The sequence below is a fragment of the Candidatus Poriferisodalis sp. genome (genome assembly GCF_965208895.1).
In the GTDB taxonomy this organism is placed as follows: Bacteria; Actinomycetota; Acidimicrobiia; order Acidimicrobiales; family Poriferisodalaceae; genus Poriferisodalis.
The window spans coordinates 2,815,607-2,838,083 of record NZ_OZ242363.1; the positions used below are offsets into that span (position 1 = coordinate 2,815,607).

Annotated in this window: 21 protein-coding genes and 1 tRNA gene; 18 read left to right on the top strand and 4 right to left on the bottom strand. The window is 65.7% G+C overall.

Annotated elements, in window-relative coordinates; translation table 11 throughout:
- The first annotated feature begins 45 nt into the window (after window positions 1–45).
- The 10 genes from ACOGJB_RS12620 (at window position 46) to ACOGJB_RS12665 (ending at window position 10,756) form a co-directional block, all read left to right on the top strand.
- Complete coding sequence (locus ACOGJB_RS12620; protein WP_419837467.1) at window positions 46–1,230, top strand: NADH-quinone oxidoreductase subunit D; 1,185 nt, start codon at window positions 46–48, stop codon at window positions 1,228–1,230.
- A 19-nt stretch (window positions 1,231–1,249) separates the two neighbouring features.
- Window positions 1,250–2,284: an NADH-quinone oxidoreductase subunit NuoH gene (nuoH, locus tag ACOGJB_RS12625; RefSeq protein WP_419840736.1), complete on the top strand. Its 1,035-nt coding sequence runs from the start codon at window positions 1,250–1,252 to the stop codon at window positions 2,282–2,284.
- On the top strand, window positions 2,285–2,971 hold the full coding sequence (locus ACOGJB_RS12630; protein ID WP_419837468.1) for a NuoI/complex I 23 kDa subunit family protein: 687 nt from the start codon (window positions 2,285–2,287) through the stop codon (window positions 2,969–2,971). It begins immediately after the preceding gene.
- Window positions 2,972–2,980: 9 nt separating this feature from the next.
- Window positions 2,981–3,475, top strand: a complete 495-nt coding sequence (locus ACOGJB_RS12635; RefSeq protein ID WP_419837469.1) for an NADH-quinone oxidoreductase subunit J — start codon at window positions 2,981–2,983, stop codon at window positions 3,473–3,475.
- A gap of 11 nt (window positions 3,476–3,486) precedes the next feature.
- Window positions 3,487–3,687, top strand: coding sequence for a hypothetical protein (locus ACOGJB_RS12640; RefSeq protein ID WP_419837470.1), 201 nt, complete (start codon window positions 3,487–3,489; stop codon window positions 3,685–3,687).
- On the top strand, window positions 3,687–3,986 hold the full coding sequence (gene nuoK / locus ACOGJB_RS12645; RefSeq protein ID WP_419551211.1) for an NADH-quinone oxidoreductase subunit NuoK: 300 nt from the start codon (window positions 3,687–3,689) through the stop codon (window positions 3,984–3,986). Before ACOGJB_RS12640 ends, nuoK begins: the two co-directional genes overlap by 1 nt.
- 10 nt (window positions 3,987–3,996) lie before the next feature.
- Window positions 3,997–6,228 carry an NADH-quinone oxidoreductase subunit L gene (gene nuoL / locus ACOGJB_RS12650; protein ID WP_419837471.1) on the top strand — a complete coding sequence of 744 codons (2,232 nt, stop codon included), beginning with the start codon at window positions 3,997–3,999 and terminating at the stop codon, window positions 6,226–6,228.
- A 145-nt stretch (window positions 6,229–6,373) separates the two neighbouring features.
- Entirely contained in the window at window positions 6,374–7,936 is a 1,563-nt protein-coding gene (locus ACOGJB_RS12655) for a complex I subunit 4 family protein (protein WP_419837472.1), read from the top strand.
- A gap of 2 nt (window positions 7,937–7,938) precedes the next feature.
- Window positions 7,939–9,603: an NADH-quinone oxidoreductase subunit N gene (locus tag ACOGJB_RS12660; RefSeq protein ID WP_419837473.1), complete on the top strand. Its 1,665-nt coding sequence runs from the start codon at window positions 7,939–7,941 to the stop codon at window positions 9,601–9,603.
- Between the two features lie 124 nt (window positions 9,604–9,727).
- Window positions 9,728–10,756, top strand: coding sequence for an SAM-dependent methyltransferase (locus ACOGJB_RS12665; RefSeq protein WP_419837474.1), 1,029 nt, complete (start codon window positions 9,728–9,730; stop codon window positions 10,754–10,756).
- 253 nt (window positions 10,757–11,009) lie between these two features.
- Here the strand turns inward: ACOGJB_RS12665 and cbiB are convergent, their stop codons facing one another.
- Together cbiB and ACOGJB_RS12675 are read right to left on the bottom strand one after the other, a co-directional pair.
- Window positions 11,010–11,996: an adenosylcobinamide-phosphate synthase CbiB gene (cbiB, locus tag ACOGJB_RS12670; RefSeq protein WP_419837475.1), complete on the bottom strand. Its 987-nt coding sequence runs from the start codon at window positions 11,994–11,996 to the stop codon at window positions 11,010–11,012.
- A 16-nt stretch (window positions 11,997–12,012) separates the two neighbouring features.
- On the bottom strand, window positions 12,013–12,642 hold the full coding sequence (locus ACOGJB_RS12675) for an adenosylcobinamide amidohydrolase (RefSeq protein ID WP_419837476.1): 630 nt from the start codon (window positions 12,640–12,642) through the stop codon (window positions 12,013–12,015).
- A 317-nt stretch (window positions 12,643–12,959) separates the two neighbouring features.
- On the opposite strand from ACOGJB_RS12675, the gene acs reads away from it, so the two are divergent.
- Both acs and ACOGJB_RS12685 read left to right on the top strand, forming a co-directional pair.
- Entirely contained in the window at window positions 12,960–14,978 is a 2,019-nt protein-coding gene (gene acs / locus ACOGJB_RS12680) for an acetate--CoA ligase (protein ID WP_419837477.1), read from the top strand.
- A gap of 101 nt (window positions 14,979–15,079) precedes the next feature.
- Window positions 15,080–15,580, top strand: coding sequence for a hypothetical protein (locus ACOGJB_RS12685; RefSeq protein ID WP_419837478.1), 501 nt, complete (start codon window positions 15,080–15,082; stop codon window positions 15,578–15,580).
- A 102-nt stretch (window positions 15,581–15,682) separates the two neighbouring features.
- On the opposite strand, the gene ACOGJB_RS12690 is transcribed toward ACOGJB_RS12685, so the two are convergent.
- A complete protein-coding gene (locus tag ACOGJB_RS12690) occupies window positions 15,683–16,078 on the bottom strand; it encodes a PaREP1 family protein (RefSeq protein ID WP_419837479.1) in 396 nt (131 codons plus the stop codon).
- Between the two features lie 158 nt (window positions 16,079–16,236).
- Here ACOGJB_RS12690 and ACOGJB_RS12695 point away from each other — a divergent pair, with 158 nt between their 5' ends.
- Window positions 16,237–17,142, top strand: a complete 906-nt coding sequence (locus ACOGJB_RS12695) for a zinc metalloprotease HtpX (protein ID WP_419837480.1) — start codon at window positions 16,237–16,239, stop codon at window positions 17,140–17,142.
- A 9-nt stretch (window positions 17,143–17,151) separates the two neighbouring features.
- On the opposite strand, the gene ACOGJB_RS12700 is transcribed toward ACOGJB_RS12695, so the two are convergent.
- Entirely contained in the window at window positions 17,152–17,640 is a 489-nt protein-coding gene (locus ACOGJB_RS12700; protein WP_419837481.1) for a YajQ family cyclic di-GMP-binding protein, read from the bottom strand.
- A 208-nt stretch (window positions 17,641–17,848) separates the two neighbouring features.
- Here ACOGJB_RS12700 and ACOGJB_RS12705 point away from each other — a divergent pair.
- From ACOGJB_RS12705 to ACOGJB_RS12725, 5 genes are all read left to right on the top strand, one after another.
- Window positions 17,849–17,933: transfer RNA gene (locus ACOGJB_RS12705), tRNA-Tyr, on the top strand.
- A gap of 169 nt (window positions 17,934–18,102) precedes the next feature.
- Window positions 18,103–18,666, top strand: a complete 564-nt coding sequence (locus ACOGJB_RS12710) for a hypothetical protein (protein ID WP_419837482.1) — start codon at window positions 18,103–18,105, stop codon at window positions 18,664–18,666.
- A 173-nt stretch (window positions 18,667–18,839) separates the two neighbouring features.
- Window positions 18,840–20,765: a type I secretion system permease/ATPase gene (locus tag ACOGJB_RS12715; RefSeq protein WP_419837483.1), complete on the top strand. Its 1,926-nt coding sequence runs from the start codon at window positions 18,840–18,842 to the stop codon at window positions 20,763–20,765.
- On the top strand, window positions 20,762–21,985 hold the full coding sequence (locus tag ACOGJB_RS12720; RefSeq protein ID WP_419837484.1) for an HlyD family efflux transporter periplasmic adaptor subunit: 1,224 nt from the start codon (window positions 20,762–20,764) through the stop codon (window positions 21,983–21,985). Before ACOGJB_RS12715 ends, ACOGJB_RS12720 begins: the two co-directional genes overlap by 4 nt.
- A 9-nt stretch (window positions 21,986–21,994) precedes the next feature.
- The gene (locus ACOGJB_RS12725; protein WP_419837485.1) at window positions 21,995–22,468 is read left to right on the top strand and encodes an ATP-binding protein; all 474 of its coding nucleotides are present in this window, start codon (window positions 21,995–21,997) and stop codon (window positions 22,466–22,468) included.
- The last annotated feature ends 9 nt before the right edge of the window (window positions 22,469–22,477 follow it).

The window sequence follows — 22,477 nt, forward strand, 5'->3', positions numbered from 1 at the left end:
GGCGTTTTTTGATGGTGCTCGCAGGCTCGCATCTGGAGCGGGCGCATGAGTCCCGCCGCCGGGTCGACGGCGCTGCGCGAGCAGCAGGCATACGTGGCGGCTCAGGCCGCCGATGCCCGTGTCAACGTCGAGCTCGACACCGGCGACATGACGCTGAACATCGGCCCGCAGCACCCCGCCACCCACGGCACGCTGCGCATCGCCTGCCGGCTCGACGGCGAGCAGGTCATCTCAGCCGAACCGCTGATGGGCTACATGCACCGCGGCTACGAGAAGCTCTGCGAGGTCCGCACGTACCCCCAGTGCACCACGCTGATCAACCGCATCGACTGGCTGGGCAGCTTCGCCAACGAAGTGCCGTTCATCTTGGCGGCCGAGCAGCTGATGGGTGTCGAGGCCCCGCCCCGTGCCCAGTGGATCCGCACCATCTTGTTCGAGCTCAGCCGCATCGCGAACCTGTCGCTGTTCCTGGGCGACATGGGCGTGCAGGTCGGTGCGCTGACGCCGGTGTTCTTCGCCTTCCGTGACCGTGAGCGGGTGCTCAACCAGATCGAAGAGGTCACCGGCGGCCGTTTCCACCCCAACTTCGATCGCATCGGCGGCCTGAAGGACGACATCCCCCGCGGCTGGATCGCCGAAACACACGCCGTCATGGCCAAGATGCGCGGCTTCTGCGACGAGATGGAAGACCTGCTGATGGGCAACGAGATCTTCCAGACTCGCTGCCGCAGCGTCGGCGTGATCCCGCGCGACGTGGCGCTGAGCTACGGCCTGTCGGGCGCCAACCTGCGAGCTAGCGGGGTCGACTGGGACCTGCGCCGCGACGCCAACCCGGGCCTCGCCTGGGACCAGGTCGACTGGCGCGTCTGGACACACCCCGACGGCGACTCATTCGCCCGCTACTGGGTGCGCCTGCAAGAGACCCGAGAGGCCACCAAGATCGTCGACCAGCTGCTCGACGCCATCCCCTCGGGCCCGATCATGGCCAAGGTGCCGCGCATCATCAAGGTGCCCGCCGGCGAGGCCTACGTCTCCACCGAGAACCCGCTGGGCGAGATGGGCTACTACGTCGTGTCCAAGGGCGGCCTCGAACCGTTCCGGGTGAAGATCCGCACGCCCAGCTTCAGCAACATCTCGATCGTGCCGTGGGTGATGCGCGGCACCTACGTGCCCGACATCATCACCATTCTGGGTTCGCTGTACTTCATCCTCGGGGACATCGACCGATGAGTGGGGACCGGTGAGCGAATTGACCCTTTCGGGAGCGCTCGGCCTCGCGTATTGGGCCGAAACCAGCATCAAGCTGGGCGTCGCGCTCATCGTCATCCCGACGGCTGCGCTGATGTTGGGCTACCTGTTCCTGCTCAAGATGATGGCGTTCATGCAGAGCCGGCTGGGCCCCACCGACGTAGGCCCTCACGGCTCGCTGCAGCTCATTGCCGACGCAGTGAAGTTCCTCCAGAAGGAAGACATCCACCCCGCCGCTGCCGACCGGCGGGTGTTCCGGGCGGCCCCGGTAGTAGTGCTCGCCTCGTCGTTCCTGCTCTTCGTAGTGCTGCCCACCGGCCCCGATGCCGTCGTGGAGAACCTCGACACGGGGATCTTCTACGCGATGGCGGTCTCGTCGCTGTCAGTGCTGGGTGTGCTGATGGCGGGCTGGGCCTCGGCCAACAAGTACGCGCTGTTGGGCGGCCTGCGGGCGGCCGGCCAGCTCATCGCGTACGAGCTGCCGCTGATCCTCGCCGTCATGGGCGTGGTCATCCAGGCCGACTCGTTGAACCTGCAGACGATCGTCGAGGCACAGGCAACCGGCGAGATCTTCGGCTTCGGCCTCATCGGCAACCCCTTCATCCTCACCCAGTTCGTCGGCTTCTTGATCTTCATGATCGCTGCCCAGGCCGAGCTGACACAGACGCCGTTCGACATGCCCGTAGCCGAGACCGAGCTCGTCGGTGGTTTCCACGTGGAATACACCGGCTTCCGCTTCCTGCTGTTCTTCATGGCCGAAGTCGCCACGGCGTTCGCGTTCTCGGCGCTGGCCACCGTGATGTTCCTGGGCGGCTGGTGGATTCCCGGGTTCGACATCGACGCCCCGATACTCAACGTGCTCGGACCGGTGGTGATGCTCGTCAAGATCCTGCTGGTGGCCTTCGTCATCTTCTGGATCCGCTTCACCTACCCACGCCTGCGCGAAGACCAGCTTCAGAAGTTCGCCTGGAAAGTCCTCATCCCGCTGTCGCTCGCGAACATCGTCGTGACCGGCATTTTCAAGGTGGTGCTCTAGATGCCACAGCTCCCCGGACTGCTCAAGGGCCTCGGCGTGACTGCTCGCACCGCGGCGCGCACGCTGTTCCCCAAGCGGGGCATACGCACGCTCATCCCTGCCCCCCAGCAGGGGTCGGTCACCGTGCAGTACCCGCATGAGAAGGAAGCCCCGCCCGACCGCGCCCGGGGCGTGATCGCGCTGCACGAGGAGAACTGCACCGCGTGCATGCTGTGCTCGCGCTCGTGCCCTGATTGGTGCATCTACATCGAGGGCCACAAGGTGAAAGCACCGCCCCGGCGTGCCGGCGGTGCGGTCCGTTCGGTCAACGTGGTCGACCGGTTCGACATCGACTACGCGCTGTGCATGTACTGCGGCATCTGCGTGGAGGTGTGCCCGTTCGACGCGCTGTTCTGGACACCCGAGTACGAGTACTCCGAGCCGCACATCGCCGATCTGCTGCATGACCGGATCCGGCTCAGCGAGTGGATGGAGACCGTGCCCGAGTTCCAGGCTTACGAGCCCGGCTCCGAGCAAAAGGTGCGCGTGGTGCCCGACTTCGGAATCGACGATTTCGCTCCCGCGCGCAAGCTCGGGGCAGACGACGCAGTTCCCGGACGCGAGCTTGGCGCAGAGACGACCGGGCCAACATCAGGACGCGGGCTCGAAGCTCAGGCAGCCACCGGGTCCGGCGGCTCGGCGGGCTAGGCGATCGAGATGGTTGCGCAGAACATCGCCTTCGGCATCATCGCGGGCATCACCGTGCTGGCCGCGCTGGGCATGGTGACGACGCGCAACATCGTGCATGCAGCCCTGTTCCTGGTGGCTGTGCTGGGCGGTCTCGCAGCGAACTACGTGCTGCTCACCGCCGAGTTCATCGCCACCACGCAGGTACTGGTCTACATCGGCGCCGTGATGGTGCTGTTCCTGTTCGGCATCATGCTCACCCGGGCGCCGATCGGGCGAATACCCCAGATGACCGGGGCCACCTGGCCGGTGGCAGCGCTCTCCGCGCTCGCGCTGGGCGGTGTCACCGTCTACGCCCTCATCGATGGCTTCGGCACCGAATCGCTGGCTACCGACAACACGGTCTTCCGCACAGCCGACGTGTCGGACTCGGTGTTCTCGCAGTACATCATCCCGTTCGAAGCCGTCTCGGTGCTGCTGCTCGCAGCACTGATCGGCGCCGTTGTGCTGGCGCGCAGGGACTGAGGCAGGCCGCGATGAATGCGACAGTGATGGGTGTCAAAGTGACGAGGGCCACGGCGCTGGGTGTGGCCACGGTGGACGCCGAGGTGGCCGTGATGGACGTCAGGGTGATGAGGGCCACGGCGCTGGGTGTGGCCACGGTGGACGCCGAGGTGGCCGTGATGGACGTCAGGGTGATGAGGGCCGCGGCGTCGGACGCCGGGGTGGTTCGCTGATGCTGCTGAACCAGTTCCTGCTGCTCGGTGCGTTGCTGTTCGCTGTGGGCGTCTACGGCGTGCTGGCGCGCCGCAACGGTGTCATGGTGCTGATGTCGATCGAGCTGATGCTGAACGCCGTCAACCTCAACCTGGTGGCGTTCGGGCTGCAGCACGACGTCGTGTCGGGGCAGGTCTTCGCCCTGTTCATCATCGCGGTCGCAGCCGCCGAAGTCGGCGTGGGCCTGGCCATCGTGCTGCTGCTGTACCGCAACCGCAGATCGATCGCGGTCGACGAGTTCGACCTGATGAAGGGCTGACGGAACGCGCATGTGGATCCTTGAGAACGCGTTCTTGATCCCGCTGATCCCGGCGGTCTCCTTTCTCGTCATCCTGCTGTTCGGGCGCAGCGTCATCGGCGGCGACAGGGTGCACAAGGTGGGCATCACCGCCGTGGGCATCGTGTGGATCCTCTCGATGATCGCGGCGGTGTCGTGGATCACCCAGGTAGAGGACGCTACGTCGTCGAAATCAGACGACGCCGAGCACGCGCTGGTGTCGGTCAACGAAGGCCTGAGCGCTTCAGGCCCGATTGCCGGAGATGCAGCTTCACTCGATAGAGACCTGCATCTCGCCGCCGAAGATGACGGCCACGGCACCGACGATGGCCACGGCTATGCCGCAGGACCCGACCCGGTCAGGGCCACCACCGACGGCTGGTGGTCGAGCGGTGGCATGGACTTCGCCGTCGGCACCTTGGTCGACGGCCAGACCGTGCTGCTGCTGGTGGTGGTGACCTCCATCTCGCTGCTCGTGCACATCTACTCCAGCGAGTACGTCAAGGGCGACCGGCGCTTCGTCCACTACTACGCCTTCTTGAGCCTGTTCACCGCCTCGATGCTTTTCTTCGTCATGGCCCAGAACCTGGTCCAGATGATCGTGGGCTGGGAGCTGGTGGGCGTGTGCAGCTTCGTGCTCATTGGGCATTGGTGGGAGGAACGGCCGAACACCGACGCGGCGCTCAAGGCGTTCCTGACGAACCGCGTGGGCGACATCGGCCTGCTGGTCGGCGTGATCATCCTGTTCGGCACCTTCGGCACCTTCAGCATCCACGAGATCAACACGAGGATCGGCGACGCCAGCCGTGTCGCGAGTGAAACCGGCGGCCCGAACCCTTACCACTTCGCCCTGCTGATGGCGTCGATTGCGCTCATGGCGGCGGTGTGCTCCAAGTCGGGCCAGTTCCCGCTGCACACGTGGCTGCCCGACGCCATGGCCGGCCCCACGCCGGTCTCTGCGCTGATCCATGCAGCGACGATGGTCGTCGCAGGCGTGTTCATGATCGGCCGGCTCTACCCGGTGTTCTTCGAGGGCTTCTCCATCGGCACCTCGTCGATCAACCTGATGGCGTTCATCGGCGGCTTCACGGCCCTGATCGGCGCTGGGTTGGCCTTCGCCCAGTGGGACATCAAGAAGGTGCTGGCCTACTCAACGGTGAGCCAGCTCGGCTACATGGTGATGGCGCTGGGCGTGGGCGCTTGGACCGCCGCAATGTTCCACCTCTTCACGCATGCCTTCTTCAAGGCATGCCTGTTCCTCGGCGCCGGCTCGGTGAGCCACGCTGCGCACCACACCTTCGACATGCGGGAGATGGGCGGCCTGCGCAAGTACATGCCGCACACCTACAAGACATTCGTCATCGCGACGCTGGCGCTCGCGGGCATCTTCCCCTTCGCCGGTTTCTGGTCGAAGGACGAAATCCTGCTCGGTGCGCTGAAGGGCCAGGAGAACTGGTACCCCGTGATGCTCGCGTTCGGCTGCGTCGTGGCGCTGATGACCGCTGCCTACATGACTCGGGTCATCTGGTACACGTTCTGGGGCGAGTACCGCGGCCACGGACACCCGCACGAGTCGCCCAAGGTGATGACCGTTCCGCTGTGGATCCTGGCGGTCATGGCCGTGGTGGCCGGGGCGTTCAACCTGCCCACGCCGGTGCTTGAGCTGTTCGGGCTCGAGCGCTTTGCCCACCTCGTACAGACGTATGTCGAGCCGACGCACTACCTGAACGCGATCGGGTTGTCGCATCCGGGTCCGGAATGGGAGATGGCCGCCGTGGGCTTGGCCCTGGCGCTGGCCGGCATCGCCGTCACGTTCCTGTATTTCTGGCGCAATGCCGGGCCGCATGGGCTGACCGAGCGCAACCGCTACGCCAAGGCGGGGTACACGTTCCTCGAGCAGAAGTACTACCTCGACCACCTCTACACCGACATCGTGGTGGGTTCGATCAAGGCGCCGATCGCCCGGGCCGCCAACTGGGTCAACAACAACGTGATCGACCTGGTCGTCAACCGTGCCGGCGAAGGTGCCCGCGACAGCGGCCGCTGGGTGTATCGCTGGATCGACCAGGGCACCATCGACAACACCGTCAACGCGCTCGGTTCCGGTGCCGATGCCGGCGGTCAGGGTCTGCGGGTGATGCAGACCGGCAAGGTCCAGAACTACGGCTCGCTGCTGTTCGGCACCGCAGCCGTGGTCGCCATCGTGTTCGTGATCGTCCTGTGACCTTCCCCGCCGCTCACCCCGTCGCCGTCAAGGTCATGTCCTGTCGGCATGTCGCCCCTGGCTGCTTCGCCCGACGCAGCGCGACCTCGCTAGCCCGCGGCCTTGACCTTGCCGCTCCGTGTTCCAATCGAGAGGGAGCTTCCTAGTGGACGCAACTGGATTCGACGCTTGGGCGCTGACGCTCGCGGTATTCCTGCCGGCCGTCGGTGCGCTCGTGATGATGGTGGTGCCGCGCGCACACGAACTCGAACTGAAGATGGTGGCGCTGGGTACCTCGCTGGCCACGCTGGCCGTGGGCGTCTACCTGCTGTTCGCCTTCGACTACGGCAACGCCAACTCGTTGCAGTTCGGCGTGCACAAGGGCTGGATCGACGCCATCAACGCTGACTACATCTTGGGTCTCGATGGGCTGTCCTTGCCGCTGCTGATCCTGTCGATGGCCATCATCCCGCTGTGCGTGATCTACTCGTGGGAGCACATCCCCGAGCCGGGCAACGTCAAGGCCTTCTTCATCTTGATGCTGATCCTGGCGTCAGGCATGAACGGCACCTTCGTGGCGCAGGACTTGATCCTGTTCTTCGTCTTCTTCGAAGTCGTGCTGTTGCCGATGTACTTCATGATCGGGGTATGGGGCGGCGAGAACCGCCGCTATGCCTCGCTGAAGTTCTTCCTGTTCACCTTGTTCGGCTCGGCGCTGATGATCGTCAGCTTCGTGGCGCTGTACTTCGTGGCCACCAACGACGCCGGGGCAGCGCTGAATACGTTCAACATGAGCGAGCTCGCCAAGGCCGCTGGCGGCGACTTGGCACGCGGCACCCAGGCGATCATCTTCGCGGGCCTGTTCATGGGCTTCGGCATCAAGGTGCCGATGTTCCCCTTCCACACCTGGCTGCCCGATGCGCACACCGAGGCACCCACGGTGGGCTCGGTGATCCTGGCCGCCGTCTTGCTGAAGCTCGGCACCTACGGCTTCGTGCGGATCGCATTGCCGTTCCTGCCCGAAGGCGCTGCGGCGTGGGCGCCTTGGATCGGCCTGCTGGCGGTGATCGGCATCATCTACGGCGCCTTGGGCTGCCTGGCGCAGACAGACATGAAACGCCTCATCGCATTCAGCTCGGTGGCCCACATGGGCTTTGTAATGCTGGGGATTGCCACGTTGACCTCGATCGGCATCAACGCTGCGGTGTTCGGCATGGTGGCCCACGGGATTATCACCGGGATGCTGTTCTTCTTGGCCGGCTCGATCAAGGAGCGCTACCACACGCTGGAGATCGGCCGGCTGGGCGGCCTGCTCAAGTCGGCGCCCCGCATGGGCTGGATTCTGGCCATCTCGGCGATGGCATCGCTGGGCCTGCCCGGATTGGCGGGATTCTGGGGTGAGTTCCCGGTGATCTTGTCGGCCTACAACCCCGGCGCCGGACTTTCCGAAGAGCTGTTCCGCACCTACATGGTGATCGCCGCGGTGGGCACGGTCTTTGCTGCGGGGTACCTGCTGTGGCTGTTCCAGCGCAGTGCGTTCGGCGAACCCAAGCCCGAGTGGGAGGGCCACACGATCGCTGACGTGAACCGCTACGAGTGGGCGGCGTGGATGCCGCTCATCATCGCGATGGTGCTCTTCGGCTGGGTCCCCGGGCTGATCTTCGGCATGGTCGATGACGTGTCGGTCGGCATCGCCGAGAGCATCAGCGCGGCTGTGGGCGGGAGCTGACGATGAACCTCGGGGTACTCGTGGCGTTCGTGCGGCCGGCGCTGGATTGGCACGCGCTCGCGCCCGAGTTGACCCTGCTGGCGGTCGGCACGCTGGTGACCGTTGCCGACATCGCGCTTGACGACAAAGCCAAGCGGATGATGCCGACGCTGGCCGGAATCGGCCTGCTCATCACGCTGGTCCCGATCCTGACATTGGCGGCTGACGGCGCCGAACGGTCCATGTTCGGCGGGGCCTACGTCGTCGACGACTTCTCGCTGGTGCTCAAGGCACTGTTCATCTTGGCGGGCTATGTGGTCGTTCTGATGTCGGTCGACTACGTGCGCGAGGGCGACTACTACGAGAACGAGTACTACACGCTGCTGCTGACCTCGCTGCTGGGCATGGTGATGATGGCCAGCTCGCGCGACCTGGTGAGCGTGTTCGTGGCGCTGGAGCTGTTGTCGATCCCGGCGTACATGCTCGCCGCTTGGCGCAAGGGCGGGCCTCGTTCCAACGAGGCGGGCCTGAAGTACTATTTGATGGGGGTCTTCGCTTCGGCGGTGATGCTGTACGGCATGTCGCTGGTGTTCGGTGTGGCCGGCGACACCGATTTCGGGACGATCGCTGAGGCACTGCGGGGCGAGGGGGCGAGCCCGATTGTCATCGTGGCGATCCTGTTCGTGCTGATCGGCTTCGCCTTCAAGGTGTCGGCCGTGCCGTTCCACACCTGGGCGCCAGACACCTATGAGGGCGCGCCGACGCCGGTGACAGCGTTCTTGTCGGTGGCGTCGAAGGCAGCCGGCATGGTGGCGCTGCTGAGCTTGGTGTTCGTGGCCTTTGAAGGCGCCGCCGACGTCGTGCAGCCGTTCTTCTGGGTGTTGGCCGTGGTGACGATGACCGTGGGCAACCTGATCGCTTTGCGCCAGACGAACATCGTGCGGATGCTGGCCTATTCGGGCGTGGCGCAGGGCGGCTTCATGCTGGTGCCCTTCGCCGTGGCGTTCGAAGGCGATGCTTGGACCGTCCCCGGCGTCGGGATCACCACGACGGTGCTGCCCAGCACGTACGAAGCGGTCATCGTCTACCTCGTCATCTACGCCTTCATGAACCTGGGGGCGTTCAGCGTGGTGCTGGCGGTATCGCGGCGGACCCGCTCGGGTTCGATCGACAGCTATGGCGGGCTGTTCAGCTATGCACCCGGCATGGCGGTGCTGATGACGCTGTTCTTGGCGGCGCTGGCGGGCATACCGCCGGCGGGCGGATGGTTCGCCAAGTTCGTCATCTTCCGGACGCTGGCTGATGCGAACACACCGGCAGGCTGGGTGCTTGCGGCAATTGTCGCCGTGAACGCGGTGATCGCGTTCGGCTACTACGCCCGGGTGCTGGTGCAGATGTGGTTCGAGCCAGTGCCCGAGACGGTGGCGCTCGGAGTGGATGCGAGCGGCGATGCCGACGACGAGCCGGCCGACGAGCCGGTCGAAGCCGATGCGCACGACGATGGTGGGTTCGTGGCCACCGAGACGCGCCGGCAGACAATGGTGGCGTTCACCCCGGGATCGATCCCTATGACCGGCGCGCTCGCAGCCGCGCTGGTCATCACGGTGGTGGCCACGATGGCGCTCGGCATCTTCCCCGGCCTCGTCAGCCACTTCGGCGAGGTCGCGTCGTTCTACTTGGGCGGCTGATCACGGCCTGGGCATCGTCGTCAGGCACCGAGCATGAGCGGATCCCTGCGACCGGTCCGCAAAGATCGGGTTGCATGATCGAGTCGGCACGATCTAGTCGAGGCGACTGGGACCGTCCCTTTCTATGAGTGAGCCCGTGCGCTTCGACGCGTACATGGACGAGGCGCTGTACGGCGCTTCGGGTTTCTATGTGCGCGGTGGGCAACCGGGTAGTCGCGCTGGCGACTTCGCTACCTCAGTCGAGCTGGGTTCACTGTTCGCCCAATGCGTGGCCGCCTACTTGGACCGCACGTGGCATGAGCTGGGACAACCCGACCCGTTCGTAGTAATCGAGGGCGGCGCAGGACGCGGGACGCTGTGCGTCGATGTACTCACCCAAGTGGTCGAGTGCAGCGACGCACTGCACTACGTGATGGTCGAGCGTGTTGCCACACAGCGCAAAGTTGCTGAAGCACGGATAGGCGCCCGCGGTGTCGTTCACCCGGTCGCCGCGGTACCGGACCTTCCGTCAGGTCCAATCGTAGGTGTGGTGATTGCCAACGAGCTGCTCGACAACCTGCCGTTCCGCCTGCTCGAACGATCGCACGACGATTGGCAGGAGGTACACGTACAGCGCGACGAAGCCACTGCGGTCGAGGAGTTGTATCCCGCGGCTGCCGACGCCGTGAACATGGCCGCCGCACTCGCGCCGGAAGCAGCCGGTGGCGCTCGTATTCCGCTGCAGCTGCGATCTGCTGTCTGGGTGCGACGGGCGCTGCGGCTGCTGGAACGAGGCCGCGTCCTGGTATTCGACTACGGCGTGCCCCACACGGCCGAGCTGGCACAGCGTCCGCAGAGCGAATGGCTGCGGACCTACCAGTCCCAACGCCGTGCGCATAACCCGCTGCACGCGCCGGGCACCGTGGACATCACCTGTGATGTGGCCTTCGATCAGCTGCCGCCTGGTGCGACGCTTGCCACCCAGGCCGAGTGGCTGGCTGCGGCGGGCATCGAAGCAATGACGGCAGACGCGCGGGCGCTGTGGGAGCAAAGCCGGTCCAAACCGGCCGCCGACGCGCTTGCAGCCCGGACGCTGCTTGACGAAGCAGCCGCGCTCACCGACCCCGACGGCATGGGAGCCTTCTGGGCCGCTGAGTGGCAGGCGGCGCAGTAGCCGACGATTTAAGGAAATGTCATGTAATTTTGACTATCGGCAGTCATATTGTGCAAATTTCTGGTCGTCAATAGCAGATATTGTGGCTGACTACGTTCCGTGCAACCCCGCCATAGCCATCACGGTGAGTGAGATCCAGAATGTCTGAGTTTCCGAGCATGGAACAACCGCCGCCGAGCTTCATGCATCGTTCGTGGGCCAGCATCAGACGGTACTGGAGCCGCTTCTGGGAATCAGGCCTCTGGGGCGCCCTTCAGAGAATCGAGACCATTGCCTTCATCATCCTCTTGGCAGTGATCATCTGGCGGGTTGCTACTGGCTGAGTCTTGGCTCGTCGGTTGGCCTTCATGTGTGTCACCCATACAGCACCGGTGAGAGCCGTGACTAGGAGTTCGGCTTGCGATGCGAGACGCACGGCGCTGGAGATGTCGGACGCCGATGGCCGTGGACCTTCGCCCAACCGTGGCCGGTTCTCGTACCGCGTGCCGTAGCGCAGCGGCCCGCCGAGTTCGCGCTCGATGGCGGCAGCAACGGCCGCCTCGGCGACCCCAGCGTTGGGGGAGGGATGCGCCGGCGCGTCCCGGCGCACTACCTGCCAGATAGTGCGCGCCCGGCTTGGCCGCAACGCTGCGACCAGCGCTGCGAACAGCCGCGCCGGCACATAGTTCGCCACATCGTCAAGGCGTGCGGCAGCCCAGCCGAACTGCCGGTACCGCTCGTCTAGCCGTCCGACCATGGCGTCCATCGTGTTGGCCGCCCGGTAGGCAACGGCTCCCGGAGCCCCGGCCACAACTGCCCAGAACACCGGGGCCACGACGGCGTCGACGCTGTTCTCGGCGACCGACTCGATGACCGCAGCAGCGATGCCGGATTCGTCGAGTTGGCTCGGGTCGCGGCCCACCAGGGCGGAAAGCTCGGCCCGAGCCATCTCCAACTCATCCGCAGCGAGCAGGTCAGCAATTCGCATCGCAACCGACCGCAGCTCTCGCCCGGCCGCAGTCAGCGCAACAGCGGAAACGGTCGAACGCAGGAGGGTCCCAGCGATCGCTCCGATGGTCACACCAGCCGCCGCATAGGCCACACCGGCTGAACGTCGATCAGCCCAGATCTGCCGCTCGAGCCGGGCCATCAGCTTCCCGAACCCCGCCACGGGATGCACCCGCGCGGGTGGCTCTCCCGCAATCCGATCCGCGAGCAGTCCAATCGCTGCGGCGCCACAGCGCCGCGCCATCCGGCTCATGACGGCGCTTCCGCTCTCATGTGCTCTGCTGTGGCAATCCGGACTGCACTGCGCTGTGCACGGCAAGTGCGAGCCGCTGTCCCCACACCGAACGCGGCCCCCCGAAGCGTTCCTGGGGGGCGGCCGCCGGCCACGCAACGACGATCGCATCGGTAGCGGTGCCGGTGCCGTCGACGCCATGCTCAGTCAGCGCCTGGACCTTCGCTTCGGTGGCCGTCATCGTGGCGTTCACAGCCGCGCCCGGATCCAGTCCGACCGGGAGCTGGACGATCACATTGATGGTTCCTGCTTCCGAAGACTCGGGTACAAACTCGCTGTCCGCAGCCCAGGTCGGCCCTGAAACGCCGACGGTGGCGTGAACGACGACGCCGTCGCATTCAGCCCGGCAAACGCCACGGACGTCGACAGCGGTGAACAGAGCCGTCCCCCTGCCGGCGAGGCCCAACTTCGAGGCGATTCCCGCTGCGTGCTCATCAAGATCAGTGCGGGCGTAGCCACGTTCCACACCGACGTTCAAGATCCAGTCGATCCGGCCGGCACCGCCGTTCACGCTCGCCGACGAAATCGCTTCGGTTGGCCGGTCGAAGCGCCATATCAGGACGTCCCCAGGGACACTCGCCACAGCAGGTTCGAGGGCGGCGCTCACCGGCGGGACATTACCGGGCTCACCGCGGCCGGCATGGGCGCCTTCCGGGGCGCAGAACTCGGTCGAGTGGTCGGATTCCGGGGAAACAAGTTTGTGATTTCGACGGCTTGTAGTTGCTCATTTCGACGCCTCGAACTTCACATTCTCGACGCCTCGGGCCTGTCGTACGCTTCCATTGCCTTCATCATCCTCTTGGCAGCAATCATCTGGCGGGTGGCAACTACTCTGCGAATCTGGCTGAGCAGGCTCGGGTCCCGCAAGCGATGCCGACCCGATCTGCACACCGACACCAGCAGCACGACGAGACAGGGGCACCGATGGCAACAACATCTGGGACGGGCGCATCCACCGAGGCGACGATCGAGGACTACTACGTCGAGGACCGAGTGTTCGAGCCCGCCGAGGAATTCCGCTCCGTGGCGCTCACCGCAGACCGGTCGCTGTATGAGGAAGCAGGCGCCGACCGCCTGGCGTTCTGGGCCCGCCAAGCCCGCGAGCATGTGAGCTGGTTCACCGACTTCCACACGGTGCTCGAGTGGGACCTGCCCTTCGCCAAGTGGTTCTTGGGCGGCACGCTGAACGTGTCGTACAACTGCCTCGACCGCCATGTCGAGGCCGGCCGCGGCGACAAGGTGGCCTATTGGTGGGAAGGAGAGCCAGGCGACACCCGCACCATCACCTACGCCGAACTGCTCATCGAAGTGTGCAAGTTCGCCAACGTGCTGAAGGGCTTGGGCGTGGAACGGGGCGACCGGGTGTGCATCTACATGCCGATGATCCCCGAGCTGCCGGTGGCGATGCTGGCGTGTGCTCGCATCGGCGCCGCCCACTCGGTGGTGTTCGGCGGCTTCTCTGCCGACTCGCTGTCGGATCGCATTGACGACGCCTCGGCGAAGCTGCTCATCACCGCCGACGGCGGCTACCGGCGTGGCGATCCCTTCGGGCTGAAAGACACCGCCGACGCCTCGGTGGCTGCAACGTCAACGATCGAAAATGTGGTGGTCGTGCGGCGCACCGGCCAGGACGTGTCGTGGAATGACGGCGTCGACCACTGGTACCACGACCTGATGGATGGTGCTTCTGCCGACTGCCCGCCCGAGCACATGGATTCGGAGGATTTGCTGTACCTGCTGTACACGTCGGGCACGACGGCCAAGCCGAAGGGCATCATGCACACCACCGGGGGCTATCTCACCCAGGTGGCGTTCACTCATCGCTACGTGTTCGACCTCAAACCCGACGTCGACGTGTTCTGGTGCGCAGCCGACATCGGCTGGGTGACCGGCCACAGCTACATCGTCTACGGACCGCTCGCGAACGGAGCGTCGTCGGTCATGTACGAGGGCACGCCGGACACCCCGCGCCCGGAGTTCCGCGACGGCGACCGGGCATCGTGGCCCAAGGACCGGCTGTGGGACATCCTCGAGCGCTACGGCGTGACCCAGCTCTACACCGCACCTACGGCGATCCGTACGTTCATGAAGTGGGGTGCGTCCGAAGTCGAGCGGCACGACCTGTCCAGCCTGCGTGTGCTGGGCACCGTCGGCGAGCCCATCAACCCCGAAGCCTGGATGTGGTACCACACCCACATCGGCGGCGGCACCTGCCCGATCGTCGACACCTGGTGGCAGACCGAGACCGGCGGTCACATGATCACGCCCCTACCGGGCGTCACGACGACCAAGCCCGGTTCGGCAACCCACGCGCTGCCGGGCATCTCGGTGGAGCTGGTGGACGACGCCGGCAACCAGGTCGAACGCGGCGGCGGCTACTTGACCATCACCGAACCTTGGCCATCGATGCTGCGAGGCATCTGGGGCGACCCTGAGCGCTACCGCGAGACCTACTGGAGCACCTACGAAGGCCGCTACTTCGCGGGCGACGGCGCCAAGCTCGACGACGACGGCTACCTGTGGCTGCTCGGCCGTGTTGACGACGTCATGAACGTGTCCGGCCACCGCATCTCGACGACCGAGGTGGAGTCGGCGCTGGTCGACCACCCTTCCGTTGCGGAAGCAGCAGTGGTGGGCGCGACCGATGACACGACTGGCCAGGCCATCGTGGGCTACGTGATCTTGCGAGGCGGCCACGACGCCACCGATGAGCTGCGCGAGGAAGTGCGCCAGCACGTCTCCACCAAGCTGGGTGCGATCGCCCGCCCCAGGGCCGTGGTGCTGGTGCCGGACTTGCCAAAGACCCGTTCGGGCAAGATCATGCGCCGCTTGCTACGCGACGTCGCCGAAGGCCGCCAGCTCGGCGACACCACCACCCTCGCCGACGCCGGCGTGGTTGAGGAAATACGCACACGCGCAGCCGAAGCCCCGAGCGAAGACTGAACGACGACGTCTCCCATCCCCCGCTTCGAGATCGCCGATGTGCGCAGCGACACGCAATCGACGCCTTGCGTCTGCGGCGCCAGGCACCCGGTGAGCCCGCAGTGACCGGGCACGACGACTGGCCGTCGTACTGGTGGTGGCGTGCCGGCCCGGTGCCGCCCGGCGACTGCGTGATCGTCGACATCGACGGGGTGCTCGCCGATGCCGCCCACCGTCAGCATCATCTCGACGGCCCGTGGCGCGACTGGGACTCGTTCTTCGCCGATGTGGGCGACGACGACGTGCTCGACGAGGTGGCCGAGTTGCTGGTGCTGCTGGCCCCTGAACTCGTGGTGGTGGCCCTGACGTCCCGCCCGACGTGGGTGTCCGACGCCACCCACACATGGCTGGTGCAGCACAAGGTCCGCTGGGACCTGCTCATCATGCGACCGATGGGCGACTTCCGCCCCTCACCGATGTTCAAGGGCGAGCAGACCGAGGCGCTGGCTGAGCTGGGCTACCTCCCCCGCCTCGCCATCGACGACGACATGCGCAACGTCCGGATGTACCGAGACCTTGACCTGCCCACCCTCTACATCGACAGCGGCTACCACCCCCACTGATCCCGCAGCGTGAGTCATCGGATCGGACCGGTGGCGGCGGCGTCTGGCCTCACGCTCAGAACAACGTCGCGCAGGTTCCCGACGCCGACCCTCCTTTGACGGCTACGGCGTGGTCAGCGGTGTGAGCATCTCGACGAGTTCGGCCACGCTTTCGAGGTCAGCAGCGATCGATTTCGCATTGAGGTGGCGCTTGCGGCGGTAGTAGTTGCCGTGCAGGTCGTTGGCCGTGGCACGCAGAGCGCGAATGCGATCGTCGCCGATCTGCTGCCAAGCGTTGTTCAGGACGACGCTGAAATCCGCGTGGGTCTCGTACTCCCATCGCTGGGCCAGCGCGACAGCCTTGGCCATGTGGGCTGCGGCACCCCAGCCCTTCTCAGAGGCTTGGTGCAACCGGTCTTCGGCCAGATAGGAGTGGCTGGCGTCCAAGAATTCGCGTGCCTGCGACACGTAGTCTTCAATTGCTGCCGCGGGCATGTCCTCGATGCTGATGTTTGCCACAACGGCGTTCCTCACAGTCGGACGTTCCGGCAAGTTCGGACGTTCCAAAAAGTAGCGTGGCTGTCTCTGTTGTGGACCATGGTTTCCAGAGGCTGGTGCTCGGCTGCGCAGACGCGGTTGCGCGTCTGGGGAACAGGCTGCCGTCATTATCCTGAACCGTGACTGCACAGCGTCCGCAGCACAGCGTCGGAAACGAGGTATCACACAACGTGCGCAACACGGCTAAGACCACTGTTCTGCTGGCTGGCCTCGCCGGCCTGATCCTGTGGATCGGCAGCTTCTGGGGGCAAGGCGGCCTGGTGATCGCCGTCATCATCGCCTTGGTAATGGTGGGCGGCAGCTACTGGTTCAGCGACAAGCTGGCGATCCGCTCCGCCCGAGCCCAGGAAGTCGAGCCGCACCAGCTACCCGACTACTGGCGGATCATGCAGGAGCTCACCACGCTGTCGGACATGCCGATGCCCCGGTTGTACGTCTCGCCCGATCCCCAGCCCAACGCGTTCGCCACAGGTCGCAACCCGGCCAACGCAGCGGTCTGCGTCACCGAAGGACTCATTCGCCACCTCGACTGGTATGAGATTCGCGGCGTGCTGGCACACGAGATGGCCCACATCCGCAACCGTGACATTCTCATCGGTTCCGTGGCAGCGGCCGTGGCCACGGCCATCACCTTCGCTGCCCGCATGGCGCAGTTCGCGCTCATCTTCGGAGGCGGTGGTCGCGACGACGACCGCAACCCGATCGGCGAACTGCTGTTGATCTTCCTGGCACCGATCGCTGCGATGCTGCTGCAGATGGCCATCAGCCGCAGCCGCGAGTACCAGGCCGACCGCACTGCCGCTCGGATGATCGGCGACGGCGAACCGCTCGCCCGGGCGCTCGAGAAGCTCGACGTGGCCTCCAAGACCGTCCCCAGCCTGGCCGATCCCAATCAGGCCCAGATGTACATCGCCAACCCGCTGGCCAGCCGCCGGATGGGCTTCAAAGGGCTGTTCACCACGCACCCGCCGATGGAAGAGCGCATCCGCCGCCTGCGTGACGGCTCCTGGCAGGAAGCGATCTGAGTCTCGGGCTCAGTCCCGGAAGTTCTCGAACTGCAAGGGCACGTCGAAATCGCCTGCTTTGAGCTCGGCGATCACGGCCTGCAAGTCGTCGCGCTTCTTCGACATCACTCGCAGCTGATCGCCCTGGGTCTGCGACTGCACACCCTTGATGCCGAGTCCCTTGATGAACTTGTTCAGCTCGCGGGCGCGGTCCGATGAGATGCCGGCCTGCAGTGAGGCTGCTTGGCGGACGGTGCCGCCAGAGGCCTCCTCGACATTGCCGTAGTGGACGGCCTTCAGGCTGACCTGGCGGCGCACCAGCTTCTCTTCGAGCACCTGGCGCATTGCTGTGAGGCGATCCTCGGTGCTCGCTCGCATATTGATGGCATCGTCTCCGAGCTCCACGGCACTGCCGGTGTTGCGGAAGTCGTACCGGTTGGCGATCTCACGGGACGCCTGATCCACCGCGTTGCGAATCTCCTGAATGTCCACTTTGGAGACGACGTCGAAAGAAGGCATGGCCGCAAGTTAGCGAGCTGAATCATGTCTCAGACCCCGGAGCTCGCGGCGCATTCGACCATGCTGTGGGTGCGATGCAATCCGGTGGCCCGCCCACTCTTGGACCGGTACCCGAGCGGACGCTGCGCCGGCTGCCGATCTCAATGGCGGGGCAGTCCTCGTCCGGGTTGCGGGAGTTCTGCAACGCTCTAGGCTGCGAGGCTCACCTGGGTCGGTGCCCGAGCGGACAAAGGGAGCGGGCTGTAAACCCGTCGGCTTCGCCTACGGAGGTTCGAATCCTCCCCGGCCCACCAGCGCGGAGGCGAGTTCCGCCTTGAACCACGACTTTGCGCGGCAGGCATCGCTCAGGGCATCGACGGGCAGTCGCAGGATCCGTGCGGTATCTATGCTGCATTGCCACATCGCACTGCGACAGCTAAGTTGTGATTCACAGCGCTTGATCCGAAGACAGAAGGGCTTTCCATGTCAACCACCGACAACAGCGATCCCGGACCGCCCCCAGATCTCGTCGGGACCGCCGGTGCCGACGTTCTCGAGGACGAAACCGGCTTCGGTTCGGTCATCGACGGGCTCGCCGGCAATGATGTCCTCATTGGACTTGAAGGCGACGACACGCTGCTCGGCGGCGCAGGCGACGACGTACTGCTCGGCGGGGAAGGCGCGGACACGATTGTCGGCGGGTCAGGTCACGACCTCATGTTCGGCAATGCTTCGGAGGTCAACGAGGCCGGTTTCGTCGTCACGACTGCCGACAGCACCGCCGCGGACACCTTCGTGTTTCAGCCCGGCGGCGGCACCGACGCGATCGCTGACTTCGACGCCGGCATCGACGTCATCGACCTGAGCGCTATCGACTCGATCGCCTCCATGAACGATCTGACGATCCTCGACCACGGGAGCAGCACAGTGATCGACCTGGGCCCCGCCAACGGCACGATCACCCTGCACGGCTTCAACGCCGACAATCTCAGCGAGGCCGACTTCATCTTCAGCCCCCCCGCCGACATCGACGACGGGGCGCTGTAAGACCGACTCAGCCAGAAATCGCCGAGCCATATGCATGCCGCGATGTCCCAGGGGCTGTCGTCACTCGCGGGTGCTTGAAGAACGAGCGGAACACTGATGTACTCTCGGGGTTCATGCCCGCGGTCGCATGCGTCGCCGCACGAATTCGAGCCGCATGAACCCGACCACACTGCGTGAACCCGCCGACTGACTCCGCCGACGGCGAGCGCGAGATCCGCGATGCGCTCGCTGAGAGCCGTCGGCTCTTCGGCGCGTGCGCTCTGTTCAGCGTCTTCGTCAATCTCTTGATGCTGACCGGGCCGCTGTTCATGCTCCAGGTGTACGACCGCGTGCTGAGTTCGCGCTCGGAGGCGACGCTGCTCACGCTGCTGGGGATCGTCGCATTCCTGTTTCTCATCATGGGGTTGCTCGACTACGCCCGCGGGCGGGTGCTGGCACGCGCCGGCGCTCGGATGCAGATTCGCCTCGACGATCGGGTGCTGCGCGCCGTGCTGGCTCGTTCTGTCTCGCCCGCCGAGCGAGCGCAGCCCGCAGCGGGACCTGCCGACCTCGAGTCGCTGCAGAGGTTTGCGGCGAGCAGCGCTCCGTTCGCACTGTTCGATGCACCCTGGACGCCGATATTCCTCGCCGTGCTGTTCGTGTTCCACTGGACTCTCGGGTTGCTGGCAGTGGGCTCCGGAACCCTGCTGGTCGTGATCGCCCTCATCGGGCAAAAGCGAACGGCTCACCTGCAAGACGGACTCCGAAGCACCACCCAGCAGTCGGCATTCTTCGTCGAGCAGATGCGAGCAGGCGGCGAGACGGTCCAAGGTCTCGGCATGACCGATGCCGTCGTCCGCCGCTCACGGGAACTGCGCGGCCGCACACTCGCCCAGACCCTCACGGCATCAGACCGGGTCGGGTTGTTCACCTCGTCGTCGAGGACACTGCGCCTGTTCCTGCAATCGGCCATGCTCGGGCTCGGCGCGTGGCTGGCGATCCGCGGGCAGATATCGCCGGGGCTGATGATCGCTGCTTCGATCCTGCTGGGCCGCGCCCTCGCGCCGATTGACCAGGCAATCGGCCAATGGCCGGCCACGCAGCGGGCGCTGGCCTCGTATCGATCCCTGTCGAGCTTGCTTGCTCACAGCCCGCCGCCGGTGGCCCGCACCTCGCTTCCTCAGCCGCGTGCCTTGCTCGAAGCCCGCAACGTCATCGTCGCGCCGCCGGGCGCCCGCTACGCCACCGTCCGCGGCGCCTCGTTGCGGCTCGAACCGGGGAACGCCGTCGGCATTGCAGGGCCGTCGGCCTCAGGCAAGTCCACGTTCGCTCGTGCCTTGGCGGGCGTGTGGTTCCCCGCCAACGGCTCCATTCGCCTCGACGGCGCCGAACTCGACCAGTACGGCACCGACATTGGCCTGCACATCGGCTACCTGCCCCAAGAAGTCGTCCTCTTCGACGGCACCGTCGCTCAGAACATCGCTCGCATGTCGCCAGACGCGCTCGACGAGGACATCGTCGACGCGGCAAAGCGCACCGGGGCACACGAGATGATCCTGCGCCTGCCCGACGGGTACGACTTCCGGGTCGCTGCCGGCGGCGCGGCGCTGTCGGGGGGGCAGCGCCAGAGGATCGCGCTCGCGCGAGCCTTCTACGGGTCGCCGGCGGTGATCGTCATGGACGAGCCCGACTCCAACCTCGACGCCGAGGGCACCATGGCGCTCGCCCGCGCGGTTGAGGGTCACAAGCAGCGAGGCGGAGCAGCGCTGATCGTCGCGCACCGCCACGGCGCGTTCAACCAGTGCGACACCGTCTACATCATGGAGAACGGCCGACCGGTGCCCGCAAGCTCGCTGCGCCCGAGCCAGGCCACCTCGCCAGTGAGGTCGCTCCAGGCCGCCGACGGCGACGACGCACCAAGCTCGACGGGACCCGACGATTCGAGCCAGGCACCTTCGATGCCCGAGGCCGACGGTGACGAGGCCCTCTCGACACTGCCGACGAGGACGCTCGAACGTATCGACACTGCGATTGCGCGCCTGCTCAGCAACCAGCACGATCCTTCCCGCCCACCGGCATCCGAAGCTGCACCTGCGCGTTCATCACGCGACGCTCCATGACTGGCGAGGAGCCCGCACTCGCCCGATCCGGCGAAGCCGTCCATCACGGTGAGCCGCCCGGTCTGTCGGCACGCTCATTCATCGCCTTGGGCTTCGCCGCAGTGGCAGTGCTGGTCGTCGGGCTGTTCGGGTGGGGCGTGCTGGCATCGGTCTCCAGCGCGGCGATCGCCCAAGGCCGCATCACCGTGGAAGCACGGCACCAGCCGGTCAGCCACGTCGACGGCGGCGTCGTCGAAGCTGTGCTCGTGCGCAACGGCGACGAGGTTTCCCAAGGCGACGTGCTGGTCGAATTCGCCGTCGGCGCCCTGCAATCCGAGGTGGAGGCGCTGGAGACTCAGCTTGCCTCTCATCAGGCTCGCCGTGAGCGGCTTGAAGCGGAGCTGCGCAACACAGGCGAAATCGAGTGGAGCGTGCATCTGCTGATCGCGGCCGAGCAAAGCTCGGCGGTCGAAGCACTGCTTCGCAACGAGGAACTCGTCTTCGACGAGCGCTTGGAGCTGCATCGCGAGCAGTCGTCGCTGCTTGACGAGCGGATCGCCCAGGCGACTCAAGAGCTGAATGCGCTGACCTCACGCAGCGACGCTGATCGGGTCACTGTCGCAGGCGCTCGCAGCCGGCTCGACGACCTCAGAGCCGAGGTGCTGGCGCGTGAGGCTGACCGGCTCGACACAGCCGACGCACTCATCACAGCCGAGCTTGCCGAAGAGCAGACTCTGGCAGCGCGGATTCGCCAGCTGGCCCAGCGCGTCGCTCGCCGTTCCCTGCGATCCCCCATAGCGGGCACCGTGTTCGCGATGACCGTCGCAGGCCCCGGAGATCTGGTGCGGCCAGCAGCGCCGCTGCTGAGCATCGTGCCGGCCGACTCAGAGCTGATCGTGCTGGCACGCATCGAGACCAATCTCGTCGATCAGATCTACATCGGCCAGGAATCGCTGGTCCGCTTCCCGGCATTTGCGTACCGGTCCACGCCGGAGCGAGCGGCGCGGGTGCTGAGCGTCTCCGCTGACGCCTATAGCGACGAGCAGACCGGCGCCTCGTGGTTCGATGTCGAGCTTGCCATCGACACCGACGGCCCCGATTCGGCCGATTCCCCACAGGAACTGCCGCTCGTGCCAGGAATGCCCGCGGAGGTCATCATCAACACAGGAGAACGGTCGATTCTCAGCTACTTGGCCAAGCCGGTCACCGATTTCTTCACGCGCTCGCTGCGCGAGAACTGAGCCTTCGCCGTGACGGACCGTTCTGCCGCCCCGCCGGCCCACCAAGGCCGTCATCTCGCAGTCTCGCTCGCCAACGATGTGCGGGAGCTGGCCCGCGTCGGCGCCGCGGTCGACGAGTTCTGCTCCGTCGCAAGCCTGGGTCAGCGGCTCGGCTATGCCGTCAACCTTGCCGTGGAAGAAGTGCTCGCCCACATCATTGCCAACGCGTACAGCGACAACGACATGCATCGAATCGAAGTTGCCGTGTATCTCGACTCAGACCAGTTCGAGGTGTTCGTCGTACACGACGGTCGGTCGCTGCAGATGCATCCGCCCCCAGACTCCTCGTCTGTGGATCCGCCGGAGAACCTTGGCGCACTCGACGGCGCCTCCCCATCCGCTCTGGACCATCTGGGGCTGCTGCTCGTGCATCAAGTCATGGACAGCGTCGCATCGGTGCGTCGAAACGGCTGCAACGCCGTCGTGATGACCAAGCAACTCTGAGCAAGGGCC